Origin of the sequence: Niastella yeongjuensis (assembly GCF_900110245.1) — a bacterium.
Taxonomy (GTDB): Bacteria; Bacteroidota; Bacteroidia; order Chitinophagales; family Chitinophagaceae; genus Niastella; species Niastella yeongjuensis.
Map to the genome: position 1 here is coordinate 521,698 of NZ_FOCZ01000005.1, position 12,975 is coordinate 534,672.

The following is a 12,975-nucleotide window of genomic DNA, read 5'->3' on the forward strand; positions in this document are numbered from 1 at the left end:
ACGGTTAATGCGGGGCTGGCCAATGGCTGGCCCCTTTTTTAAATAAAAATTCCCCTGAGAAAACAATCCTTTCTCAAGGGAATAATTCTTTATCGACAGTATTAAACAGCCGGCTCCTGCTGACTTAAACAGTGGAAACTCCCCAGTCCCCAGATAATATCTGTGGAATCGATCCCGATCACTTTACGATCGGGGAAACTTTGCTGAATAATTTGTAATGCTTTATCATCATTGGCGCTGCGGTAGGTAGGAACTATTACCGCCGAATTGGCAATATAAAAATTGGCATAAGAGGCTGGTAAGCGCTGCCCTTCATATTCGATAGCATCGGGCATAGGCAACTCTATCACATTCAATTGCTGGCCATTAAACAACCGCATTTGTTTTAACTGACGCAGGTTGTGTTGCAGCAATTCGTAGTTCTCATCCTGTTTGTTTTCTTCTACCACCGTTAATACGGTATTGGCATTTACAAACCGAACGGTATCATCGATATGGCCATCGGTATCATCGCCCACAATACCTTCATCAACCCACAATACCTGTTCAACACCATAATAGTTATACAGGTATTCTTCTATCTGCTGCTGGTTCAAATGCGGGTTACGGTTAGGATTCAACAAACAGGCTGTTGAGGTCAGCAAGGTACCCTGTCCATTAAATTCAACCGAACCACCCTCCATTACAATACCAGGATGGTAAACGGGAATGTTATAGTGCTTGCCTATTAAAGTTGGAATTACATCATCCAGATCGAAGGGCGGATATTTATTACCCCAGGCATTATATCCCCAGTCAACGATCACTTTTTTGATATCCGCAGTAGGGTTTATTAAAAACGCCGGACCGTGATCGCGGCACCATGCATCGTTGGTTGGGTGAATAAAGAATTTGATCTTACCCAAATCGGCGCCTGCTTCGGTGAGGCATTTAATAGCAAAGGCTTTCATGGCATCGTCTACTACATTGATGCATACTTCCTCGCCTTTCGCCACTTCTTTTATAAACTGACTGTAGAAAGGATAGATCGTTTCAATTTTGCCGGGCCATGATGCTTCCTTATGCGGCCAGCTCAGCCAGGTAGCTGTATGTGGTGCAAATTCAGCGGGGAAATAATAACCGAGTTCTTTGGGTGTATTCATTAGCCTTTGTTCTTAATTGCTTTATTCGTGGTGATAAACTGCAGTTGCAAGTTTCAGGTTTCAGGGCTTTACTGCTATGGATTTCCCTGCAACCTGTAACTTGTAACCTGAAACTGCACTTCAGTTTGCCTATGCTTATAAGCCAATTATGCTTCGTCGTCTATATATCTTTTCGTAATTGGCTGGTAAGAGTCGATTCTGCGGTCGCGCATAAACGGCCAGTGTGTGCGGTAGCGATCGCTCAACTCGGTATTCAATTCTATCACATGCACTTCTTCTTTATCGTGAGAAGCCTCGTATAAAACAGTTCCAAACGGATTGCTCACAAATGAACCACCCCAGAATTTCATAGCGCCGTTTTGTTCCAGTCCAACGCGGTTTACACTTACTACGTGTACGCCGTTTGCCACGGAATGGCTGCGTTGAATGGTTTGCCAGGCATTGTATTGCTCTACATTGGTAGCATCGTCCTGCGAAGTAGCCCAGCCGATAGCAGTGGGGTAAAACAGGATCTCAGCGCCCATCAGTGAAGTAATGCGGGCAGCTTCAGGATACCACTGGTCCCAGCAGATCAGCACGCCAATGGTGGCAAATTTTGTTTTGAATACTTTATAGCCCAAATCGCCGGGTGTGAAATAGAATTTCTCGTAATACGCCGGATCATCGGGGATATGCATTTTGCGGTACTTGCCCAGGTAAGTGCCATCGGCATCCAGTACCGCCGTTGTATTGTGATAAAGGCCTTGTGCTCTTTTTTCAAACAAAGAAGCAATGACAACCACGCCCGTTTCCGCGGCTACTTTACCCAATGCTTCGGTTGAAGGACCAGGAATAGGCTCTGCCAGTTTAAAGTTGTCGTAATCTTCCACATCGCAGAAGTACGGCGAAGTAAATAACTCCTGCAAACAAACGATCTGAGCACCTTTGGCTGCCGCCTCACGTATTTTTTCAATTGCTTTTTGCAGGTTAGCTTGTTTTTCGTTGGTGCAGCTCATTTGCACCAGGCCTATTTTTACTTTTGTCATTTCTTGTTCTATGTTCTTTGTTTTAGTTCTTAATTCTTTGTCTGCATAATAACAAGGAACCGCCTGATTTGTTGAATCGGTATCTTATCAACTTGTTAACTTTTCCAACGTTGCCCGCCGAAGCCTTGCTGCCGTCGCCAGGGCTATGGCAGCCGAAGGGCATAGGAGGGCCACTAGGTTTCTACCTGTAACAGGGCATCCAGACTGCTGATGCCGATCTTCTTCTCACTGACAAACCCTTCGGCGTATTTCACCCCAATGCGTTTACCCATCATCCGGGCGCGGCCGGTTACACTGTCCAGAAAATCGGGGGAAGAAATATAGGTTTGTGGCCCTTCGTGCCCATCTACATCATTGAAAAACTGGGTCCTATAGGCCAGAATGGCCTCCATACGCTGATCAAATACATCGGTAATATCTACCAGCAGATCGGGTTCATGGTACCAGTCCTGCAAATAGTGCAATACATATTTGGGGCGCCAGCGCGGTTGTGGTTTACCACTTTCGTCTTTGGTTTCAATTTTCGCCAGTCCGGCCAAAAAACAGGAAGTAGCGATCAGCTGGCCGGCACGGCCATGATCGGGGTGCCGGTCGTCCAGGGCATTTGCCAGCACTACTTCGGGCTGATAGGTCCTGATGGCCTGTATCAGCTTCAATTGATGTTCTTCATCATTGCGGAAAAAACCATCCCGCATTTTCAGGTTAACGCGCACCTCCACTCCCATGATCTCAGCAGCTTTGGCAGCTTCCGCATAACGGGTTTCAATGGTACCTCTTGTTCCAAGCTCACCCTGGGTAAGATCGATGATCCCGCCTTTCTTGCCCCGCTTTATTTCATTGATCAGTGTGCCTGAACAGCTTAGCTCCACATCATCAGGATGAACGCCAATGGCCAGTAAATCCAGTTTCATAAAAAAATTTGAGCGGCAAAGGTAGTATTTAGTTCAAAGTTTTAAGGTCAAAGTTTAAAGATCAATCCCTAAGCGGGCACTTAAAACCTTAAACTTTCAACTTTAAACTTTAAACTTTCAACTTAAAACTTTCAACTTAAAACTTAAAACAGTAGTCCCCACCGGATAAGCGCGTCAACCTCCGCAGGGGCATTGTCTATACGCTCATTTGCCCGTTTTTTCCCAAGCCGCACAATGACTGTTTTTGTGGAAGGAATAACGATGACATATTGCCCTAAGATACCGCGGGCATAAAAGATCTGGGGTTTGCTGGGAATGATCCACCACTGGTAGCCATAGTAGGTACAACGCAGTCCGCTGTCATCGGGAATATTGCAGGGTTTTATAGAATTGAGGTAATAATCCATGGGAATGATCTCATTGCCCTTCCAGCGGCCGCTGTCCAGCATCAGCTGGCCCAGCCGGGCAAAATCGCGGGCATTGGAGTTAAAGCAGCAGTAGGCTTTTTCGTTCCCGCCCACCTGATCGGTGCTCCATAAGGCGGCGTGTTCGGCCCCCAATGGCTGCCATAACTTTTCAGAAGCATAGGCGCTGAGCGATTTGCCGGTGGCTTTTTCCAATATCAGGCCTAATAACTGGGTATCGCCCGATTTGTAATAATGCAGCGTCCCTGGTGGATGAATGATACCAACCCCGGTTGCTGTTTTATAGGCATCATGTCCGTAATATAATTCGGTGGTTACTGAAAAAGGGTTGGCGTAAGATTCGTCCCAATTGCTGCCGCTGCTCATGGTAAGCAGGTCAACAATGCGGACCCGGGCCTTTTCGCCGGTCCTGAATTCGGGCAGAAAATCACCTGCCGGTTCTTCCAGGGACTGTATTTTGCCTTCTTTGATGGCAGCGCCTATCAGCAGGCTGGTAATACTTTTGGCCATGGAAAAGGAGCCCGACAGGGAAGAATCGCTGTAGCCGTCCCAGTAAAACTCATACAGAATGGAATCGTTCTTTATGGCCAGTACCGCCACGGTTTCCAGGTCTTCCAGCATTTTCTTCAGCGAGGCCGGCAACGGGTTTTTATTGTAGTTGGCAGAAAGGTCCCAGGGCTGCGGTTCGCCTGTTACCACCGGGTTATTGGTGAATTTTTTATAATCGTCGATATCGGCAAAATTGTACCATACCGCTTCAAACAGGTAGATGCGGCCTGAGATAACTGCATAGGCGCTGAAGGCCACAATTATCACCAGAATAAGGGTCACAATTACGCGAATAAACTTTTTCATAGCAGTCGTTGTTAATTGAAGATAGTAAATTGAACCAACCTGTTTGAGCCATTTAATTGGTTATTAACTATTTTTTTGTGACTTGTGTAAAAAAAAGGAATACATAACACAATAAAAATTATTGCAAAAGCTCCGGCACAGTGGCAGTCCCTTTTTTTTGCTCTTTTCTCATTTTCGAGTAGCTTCGCAGGTCTTTATTCGAAAAAAGACGAAGTAAGTCAGTAATAGACAGTAATAGAATACTGCCGGAAGAATCAGAAATCGTAAAATCTAAAATCGTAAATCGAAATGGCATACGACGTAGTAGTTCTCGGAAGCGGCCCCGGCGGATATGTGGCAGCTATCCGGGCATCTCAACTGGGATTCAAAACCGCAATCATTGAAAAGGAAAGTTTGGGTGGTATTTGTTTGAACTGGGGCTGTATTCCCACCAAAGCCCTGCTGAAAAGCGCCCAGGTTTTTGAATACATTAAGCACTCTAAAGATTATGGTATTGAAGCCACTGGAACCGCTGATTTTTCGGCAGTAATCAAACGCAGCCGCGGTGTAGCCGACAAAATGAGCAAAGGTGTTCAGTTCCTGATGAAGAAGAACAAGATCGACGTGATCATGGGCTTCGGAAAACTGAAAGCCAAAGGTCAAATTGAAGTAAAAGGCGCTGATGGCAAATCACAGATCGTTGAAGCAAAAAATATCATTCTGGCAACCGGTGGTCGCAGCCGCGAACTGCCCAGCCTGAAAATAGATGGCAAAAAGATCATTGGTTATCGCGAAGCTATGGTGTTGCCTACGCAACCTAAAAGCATGATCGTGGTAGGTAGTGGTGCCATTGGGGTTGAATTTGGTTACTTCTACGCTGCCCTGGGTACTAAAGTTACCATCGTTGAATTCATGGACCGCATCGTTCCTGTTGAAGACGAAGAAATTTCAAAAGAACTGGCAAAGAACTTCAAGAAGAATGGCATCGAGATCATGACCAGCTCTGAAGTTACCAGCGTAGATACCAGCGGAAATGGTGTTAAAGCCAAAGTAAAAACCAAAGATGGTGAAGTTGTCCTCGAAGCCGATGTAGTACTGAGCGCTGTAGGGGTTGCTGCCAACATCGAAGGTATTGGTCTGGAAGAACTCGGTGTAAAAACTGAGAAAGGCAAAATTGCTGTAGACAAATATTACAAAACCAACGTACCAGGCATTTACGCTATCGGTGACTGCGTTCCTGGTCAGGCATTGGCGCACGTAGCTTCTAAAGAAGGTATCATTTGCGTTGAAAACATTGCCTACGGTGAAAAGAAATACAACCACCAACCCGAAGCACTGGATTACGGCAACGTACCAGGCTGTACTTATTGCACACCTGAAGTTGCTTCAGTTGGTATGACCGAAAAACAGGCTAAAGATGCCGGTTATGAAATTAAAGTAGGTAAATTCCCGTTAAGCGCTGCCGGTAAAGCTACTGCTGCCGGACATAACGAAGGTTTCATAAAAGTGATCTTCGATGCTAAATACGGCGAATGGCTCGGTACACACATGATCGGTTACAACGTTACCGAAATGATTGCCGAAACCGTAGTTGCCCGCAAGCTGGAAACAACTTACCATGAAGTACTGGATGCCATCCACCCTCACCCAACCATGAGTGAGAACATCAAGGAAGCTGTTGAAGTAGCTTATGGCGAAGCGATCCACATCTAATAAGAAAGCTTTACAATAAAAAAGGGGCATCTGAATTCAGGTGCCCCTTTTTCTTTATCGTCGTAGCGACAAACTTTCAACTTTAAACTTTCAACTTTCAACTTTCAACTATGAACCTTGTGCTTCCTTGCTTCCGAATACCTTCTTCAACAGATCAGTTACGCGCGAAACAGGATCTTTGCGGATCTTTTGTTCTTCCAGTCCAACCTGGTAAAAGATACCGGTGATGGCCTTATCAGTTACAAAACCACTTAAATCCGGATTGATCTTATTGGTGGCAAACTTATTATAGGTAGTAAATACATCACCCCAGTACTTGGTGGCGCTTACTTTATCAAGCGACGATTGAATAACAGGCTTAAAGGCTGAAGTCAGGGATGAAGTTGTTTTTGTCTTCAGGAAATTGGTAGCGGCCATATCCCCGCCTTTTAATATACCCAGCGCATCCGAAATGGTCATGCTTTTGATGGCATCAACAAATATAGGCGCGGCAGATTTGGTAGCATCCTCAGCGGCCCGGTTCAGTGATAAAACTGCTTTATCAACCAGGCTGCCCATTCCCAGGTCGCGCAAGGTCTTTTCTACCTTTTGAGCTTCCTCGGGTAACAAAATCTTAATAGCGGCATTTTTAAAGAACCCATCGAGGGCAGAAAGCTGATTGCCAGAATTCTGGGCGCCTACTTCCAGGGCTTGTTTTAAGCCGGCTACAATATCAGCAGTGCTCAACCCGGTTCCGGTACCGGTACCCGCAGCTGCCGGATAATTCTGTTCAATGGTTTTAATGATCTGCTGCGTACTTTCGCATCCAGTGAATACGGAAAGCAGTAATACACAGGATAATAATTGGATAATTCTTTTCATCATCAATTGTTTGCTGATTAATTTTTGCAAGATTAAGCCGTAAAATTATAAAAATGCAAATATCAGTTTGGGAAAAAGAAAGTTTTTATGCACCAAAAGATGTGATCATCGTGGGCAGTGGACTGGTAGGCCTTTGGTGCGCCTGGCATCTTAAAAAGAACGATCCGGCCCTTTCTGTAGCTATTATAGACAGGGGCATCATCCCCACCGGGGCCAGTACCCGCAATGCCGGCTTTGCCTGTTTTGGCAGCGTTACCGAACTGGCAGAAGATGCCGAACGCTTTGGGGAAGACAGCATGCTGCAACTGGTTGAAATGCGTTATAAAGGGCTGCAACGCATCCGCAAGGTATTTAAAGAATCGGCCATCGATTTTGACATGTGCGGCGGTTATGAATTATTTCCCGAAATACCCATGGAGAAAATACCGGTCCTGGCGTATCAAACTGACCGGTTAAACACTTTACTACACGAAATAACCGGTAAAAAACGAACCTTTAAACAGGCTGATGATAAAATCGATGCCCTCGGTTTACACGAAGTAGAACACCTGATAGAAAACAAACTGGAAGGTTACCTGCACTCCGGCAAACTCTGCCAGGCATTGTTACAGGCCGTTCAATCGATGGGCGTAACCGTTTTGAATGCGATCGAGATCACCGGGTTTGAAAAAGTAAACGATCATATAGAACTATACACCAATCAGTTTGTAAATTTCAAAGCCGGCAAAGTCCTTATCTGCACCAATGCATTTGCCCGCCAGTTATTACCTGAGTTGGATATTGTTCCTGCGCGTGGACAGGTACTGGTCACCTCTCCTATTGAAAATTTACCACTCAAAGGCACCTTTCATTTCGATGCAGGTTATTATTATTTCCGCAACCTAGGTAATCGTGTGTTATTAGGCGGTGCCCGCAACAAAGCCTTCGAAGAAGAAGCCACCACCGAACTTTCCATCACTGATACCATTCAACAAGAGCTGGAATATTTCCTCAGCACATACATTCTTCCCGGTTATACCTACACGATCACCGACCGCTGGAGCGGCATCATGGGAATGGGTAATGAAAAACTACCTATTGTAAAAGAAGTTTCCCCACAAGTTTTCTGTGCTGTTAGAATGAGTGGGATGGGGGTTGCGTTAGCACCGGTTATTGGGGAACAGATTTCTAAATTATTAAGTTGAAAGTTTTAAGTTGAAAGTTTTAAGTTGAAAGTTTAAAGTTCAAGGATTGGGATTATTGTTATTTAATTTGTTTTGTCAACTATTAAATAAGTTCTATATTTAATATATCAGGCTTTGTAGTAGCATTATAAACATTACTTCACTTTAAAAACTTTATAATGGCTACGTTTAACACATTTGAGGAAATTATGGCCTGGCAAAAAGCAAAAACACTTTGCGACAAAATTCACTCCATCTGTATTACAACAAACCTGTCAAAAGACTACAAATTAAAAGATCAGATCAACGGTTCCAGTGGGTCAATCATGGATAATATTGCGGAGGGGTTTGGTCGAGTTGGCAATAAGGAATTTATCCAATTCCTTGGCATTTCACTTGGTTCTGTATGTGAATGCCAATCACAGCTACACCGAATTCTTGATCGAAACTATATCAATAAGGCACTTTTTGATGAACTATATTCATTATCTGATGAAATCAGGCGAATGATTTTTGGGCTTATTAATCTATTCAGGCAGCAACTACAAGTGGTTTAAAGTTCAAAAACCGTAAAGATAAAAACGCCCATTCAACACCAAACAATCAACCACTTAACCTTTGAACTTTCAACTTTATACTTTCAACTTTATACTTTCAACTTTATACTTTCAACTTTATACTTTCAACTTTATACTTTCAACTTTAAACTTTTAACTTTTAACTTAAAACTTCGTCTTCGAAGAAATAATGGTCGTTGTGAAACCCAAAACAGCTATCAAAGCAAACGAAACTCTTAAACTGGCTGCTTGTGAAATAAACCCAATCATTGGCGGACCGGCTAAAAAACCTAAATAACCAATAGTAGATACAGCCGCTAAAGCAACACCAGGGGAAAAGACAGTAGATTTACCCGCAACACCGTACACAAGAGGTACTACAGAAGATACACCAATCCCAACCAGCATAAAACCCAGGGTAGCGGTTACCAGTGTGGGAAATGCAATAGCAATCGCCAATCCGGTGGCAATAACCAATCCGCTTATCTGCAACATGCGCAAGGTGCCTAGCCGGGTAACCAGTTTATCACCGGCAAAACGTCCGCCGGCCATGGTACACATAAAGGCGGTATAGCCGAGGGGGATCAATCCTTTTGACACCGCTACTACTTTTTGAAAATATACACCGCTCCAGTCGAACATGGCACCTTCACAAACCATACAACACATGGCAATAAGACCCAGTTTTAATAAAGTAGCATCGGGTTTGGCAAATAAGGGGCGGTCGTCATCGGCGTTGATATCCTGCCGTAGGGAGTTGCGATACAACAGCGCGATCATTAAAAAGGCGGCGCAGGCAACTATGCAAAAATGAACGAAGGGAGTTAAATGAAAATTGATCATGAGGGTTCCAATGGAGGCACCGGTAAAACCGGCCAGGCTCCAGATACCATGAAAAGAGGCCATAATGGAACGGCCATACAATACTTCCAGACTAACCGCCTGGGTATTTACGGCGATATTGAACAGGTTACCCATTAGTCCGAAAGCAAATAAAGCCACCACCAGCTGCCAGGTTTGTTGAACCAGGCCAATATTGACTAAAATAAGCGGATACAACACGGCTGCCAGCAAAACCATTTTCCGGCTGCCAAAATGATGTACCAGCCAGCCCGAAAAAGGCAGCGACACCATCAGCCCAACGGGCAGGGCAAATAAAACGGCCCCCAGGCCGCCATCACTTAACTGAAGGTGTTGTTTTATATCGGGAATGCGGGAGGCCCAACTGGCGAAACATAAACCTGCAATAAAGAAAAACGCTCCTATCGATAACCGGGCCGCTCTTTTTGAAACCAACGGCTGCACCAACATACTTTCCATGGCGCCAAAATTACTGGAGGTATTTCATCACAAAAACATTTTTGCATCAATTTCTTTAAAATACACAACCCATTGGCAACAATCATCGTATTTATATCAGATTGTGTTAGCGTAAAAAAGATAGATAGGACTTCGAATCAAAGGAAAAACGCAATAGATAAGATTTATAACCGTTAATGCAGTCTGATTAAGATATTTCTTTAAATTTACAGAACGGGTTTCCACTTAGATCACGTTCTTTTTTGGCTCAGTGACTTTCCAACCAATACATCAGAACACATTCAACTCTCTGGCTAGTAGCAATTAATCCCTTCCAAACCAGGTTTGTTTTCCTGACTTGTCACGGAAACAATGTGTTTTATTGACGTTTTAATACTTCAAACTTTATGCAAACCTCATCTGTTTCGCATAGCGATACCACTATGCAGGCAACGATTGGCCCTAATCGGAATGCCACAGCTGCTGCCATTTTGAATGGTGTAATTGAAAATACCGAAGGCTTTACCTGGATCATCGATAAAAGCCTTCAATACATTGTTTGCAATCCACACCTTCGCCATACGGTAAAACAATTGTGTGGTAAAGAGATCTTGCCCGGCTCCGCCGTCATCGATTGCCTTGGCCTGCTGGATCCTACCCAACACCTGCCCTGGCCGGCTATCTACCAGGAAGCCTTTAATGGTACAGCCCAACGATTTGCCCACCAGTTATCCATTCAACAGGAAACGGTTTTCTTCGATATTACGGTTACCCCGGTACGGGAAGACAATAAGATCATCGCCCTCTCCTGCTCGGCCCGGGATATTACCGAACGTAAAAAAGCCGAGGAAGGACTGCGCCAAAGTGAATTGAAATTCAGATCACTTATAGAAAACAGCACCGACATCATCGTTATGGCCAACGAGGAAGGGAATATCTTTTACGGTTCCCCTTCCGGCAAAACCGTGTTCGGGTACGAAGAAGCCGATTACATGGGCCGGCATGTATGTTCGTTTATACATCCCGATTATTTACCTACCATGGGCAATCTGCTGCAAAGCCTGATAGCACATCCCGATGAGCTGTACACGATCGACCTTAAGGTGTTCGACAAACAGGGTAACGAACGCTGGGTACAGGGACTGGCATCGAACATGCTGCAAAGACCCGGCATCAATGCATTGGTTGGAAACTTCAGGGATATTACCGAAAGAAAAAAAGCAGAAGAGTTAGTAAAGGAATCGGAAGACCTGTATAAGAACCTGTTTTATAAAAGCCCCCTCCCCATTGGTGTTTGCGATGCCGCAACCATGCAGTTCCTGGAAGTGAATGAAGCTACCATGCAGTTATATGGTTATTCGCGGGAAGAGTTTATGCAAATGAACGGCAACGCCATTGTATCACCCGAAGAACAGGAATTGCAATACGCGCTGCCAAAAGTGGAAAGTATTAACCGGCCTTCCATCTTACGCAAACACATTAAAAAGAACGGAGACATCATTTTTGTTGAAGTATGGGCGCATGCCATTAATTATAAAGGCAGGAATGCGTGGCTGATCCTGGGCAATGATATAACGGAAAAGATCCAGCTGCAAAACCAGCTGGTTGAAAAAGAAATTCAGCGGCAACAGGAAGTAGCCAAAGCAGTGATAGACGCACAGGAAAAAGAACGGGCCATGTTAGGCCGGGAATTGCACGACAACATCAGCCAGATGCTCACAACCGCAAGGCTGTACCTCAACTGCGCAAAAGACACACCCGCATTACAGGATGACATGATCAACCGCAGCCGGAACACCATCAGCGAAGCTATTGAAGAAATAAGGCGGTTATCAAAATCGATGATTGAAACATTTAATGAAGCAGTGGGACTGGAATTCTCTTTAAATGACCTTATTGATAAAATCCGGTTGGCGCAGCCATTTACCATCTCCCTGTACTTTGCTGTGCCCGATGAACCGCTGCTCGATCACAAACTGAAAATGACCATTTTCCGCATTGTACAGGAACAATTGAACAACACCATTAAATATGCCAGCGCTACCGAAGTGCAGGTGGCTATTGTTCAAAAGAACAGGCAGCTGCTGATCACCATTGCCGATGATGGCAAAGGGTTCAACACCAACCAAAAAAGCAAAGGCATCGGCATCACTAATATTATAAGCCGGGCAGAATTATTTAATGGCCGTGTTAAAATTGAATCATCACCCGGCAAAGGCTGCCGAATGCAGGTAAGTTTTACTATTTGATACTGAGTGTTCTGGGCGCAACTGAAAGATAATATAACATAGTGTTTTGTTGTTTTACACCGCAAAACGAGGCTGATGCCTTATTTTTGCGGTGTTTTTTTTATTTAAATGCACAGGGAGATTCTTATGGATAAGGCTTTTTTGTTCGACTTGAACGGTACCATGATCGATGATATGCAGTTTCACTTAAAAGCATGGTATCATATTTTGAATGATGATCTGGGCGCTAACTTAGGCTGGGAAGAAACAAAGAGCCACATGTATGGCAAAAACAGCGAGTTATTGATCCGCATCTTTGGAGAAGACCGGTTTACCACCGAAGAAATGGACCACCTTTCCATTGAAAAAGAAAAACGCTACCAACAGGAATACAAGCCACACCTGCAACTGATCCCCGGTTTACAACAATTTCTGGAACAGGCACATGCCATGAACATTCCAATGGCCATCGGCTCTGCCGCCATTATGTTCAACATTGATTTCGTGTTAGACAATCTGAACATCCGTAAATATTTCAGGGCCATTGTGAGCGCCGATGATGTAAGCATCAGCAAACCACACCCTGAAACTTATTTAAAGTGTGCAGAGGCATTAGGGGTTGATCCTGCTAATTGTCTGGTATTTGAAGATGCGCCCAAAGGCGTGGAAGCAGCGAAAAATGCCGGCATGCCTTCTGTGGTATTAACTACCATGCACGAAAAAGAGGAGTTTGCAGTTTACAACAACATCATCCGGTATACAAAAGATTATACGCACCTGTCGCCTGCCGACCTGGTTAAATCGATGGGCTAGTAAG

General features: G+C 44.5%; 11 protein-coding genes. 5 read left to right on the forward strand and 6 right to left on the reverse strand.

What is annotated here, in order from left to right; translation table 11 throughout:
* Positions 1-101 precede the first annotated feature (101 nt).
* From BMX95_RS16160 to BMX95_RS16175, 4 genes are all read right to left on the reverse strand, one after another.
* Positions 102-1,142 carry an agmatine deiminase family protein gene (locus BMX95_RS16160; protein ID WP_081203467.1) on the reverse strand — a complete coding sequence of 347 codons (1,041 nt, stop codon included), beginning with the start codon at positions 1,140-1,142 and terminating at the stop codon, positions 102-104.
* 146 nt (positions 1,143-1,288) lie between these two features.
* A complete protein-coding gene (locus BMX95_RS16165; RefSeq protein ID WP_081203468.1) occupies positions 1,289-2,167 on the reverse strand; it encodes a carbon-nitrogen hydrolase in 879 nt (292 codons plus the stop codon).
* A 173-nt stretch (positions 2,168-2,340) separates the two neighbouring features.
* Positions 2,341-3,078 (reverse strand): bacillithiol biosynthesis deacetylase BshB1, encoded by a 738-nt coding sequence (gene bshB1 / locus BMX95_RS16170; protein ID WP_081203469.1) that lies wholly within the window; start codon positions 3,076-3,078, stop codon positions 2,341-2,343.
* Positions 3,079-3,221: 143 nt separating this feature from the next.
* Positions 3,222-4,358: a serine hydrolase domain-containing protein gene (locus BMX95_RS16175; protein WP_081203470.1), complete on the reverse strand. Its 1,137-nt coding sequence runs from the start codon at positions 4,356-4,358 to the stop codon at positions 3,222-3,224.
* A gap of 288 nt (positions 4,359-4,646) precedes the next feature.
* Between BMX95_RS16175 and lpdA the strand changes: the two genes are divergently transcribed.
* Positions 4,647-6,050: a dihydrolipoyl dehydrogenase gene (gene lpdA / locus BMX95_RS16180; protein WP_081203471.1), complete on the forward strand. Its 1,404-nt coding sequence runs from the start codon at positions 4,647-4,649 to the stop codon at positions 6,048-6,050.
* Between the two features lie 108 nt (positions 6,051-6,158).
* Here the strand turns inward: lpdA and BMX95_RS16185 are convergent, their stop codons facing one another.
* The gene (locus BMX95_RS16185; RefSeq protein WP_081203632.1) at positions 6,159-6,911 is read right to left on the reverse strand and encodes a DUF4197 domain-containing protein; all 753 of its coding nucleotides are present in this window, start codon (positions 6,909-6,911) and stop codon (positions 6,159-6,161) included.
* Positions 6,912-6,958: 47 nt separating this feature from the next.
* Between BMX95_RS16185 and BMX95_RS16190 the strand changes: the two genes are divergently transcribed.
* Positions 6,959-8,095: an NAD(P)/FAD-dependent oxidoreductase gene (locus BMX95_RS16190; protein WP_262493619.1), complete on the forward strand. Its 1,137-nt coding sequence runs from the start codon at positions 6,959-6,961 to the stop codon at positions 8,093-8,095.
* 158 nt (positions 8,096-8,253) lie between these two features.
* Positions 8,254-8,631, forward strand: a complete 378-nt coding sequence (locus BMX95_RS16195; protein WP_207631706.1) for a four helix bundle protein — start codon at positions 8,254-8,256, stop codon at positions 8,629-8,631.
* A 165-nt stretch (positions 8,632-8,796) separates the two neighbouring features.
* Here BMX95_RS16195 and BMX95_RS16200 read toward each other — a convergent pair whose 3' ends face one another.
* Positions 8,797-9,951, reverse strand: a complete 1,155-nt coding sequence (locus BMX95_RS16200; protein ID WP_081203473.1) for an MFS transporter — start codon at positions 9,949-9,951, stop codon at positions 8,797-8,799.
* A gap of 386 nt (positions 9,952-10,337) precedes the next feature.
* On the opposite strand from BMX95_RS16200, the gene BMX95_RS16205 reads away from it, so the two are divergent.
* Positions 10,338-12,179 carry a PAS domain S-box protein gene (locus tag BMX95_RS16205; RefSeq protein ID WP_081203474.1) on the forward strand — a complete coding sequence of 614 codons (1,842 nt, stop codon included), beginning with the start codon at positions 10,338-10,340 and terminating at the stop codon, positions 12,177-12,179.
* Positions 12,180-12,305: 126 nt separating this feature from the next.
* Entirely contained in the window at positions 12,306-12,971 is a 666-nt protein-coding gene (locus BMX95_RS16210) for an HAD family hydrolase (RefSeq protein WP_081203475.1), read from the forward strand.
* Positions 12,972-12,975 lie beyond the last annotated feature (4 nt).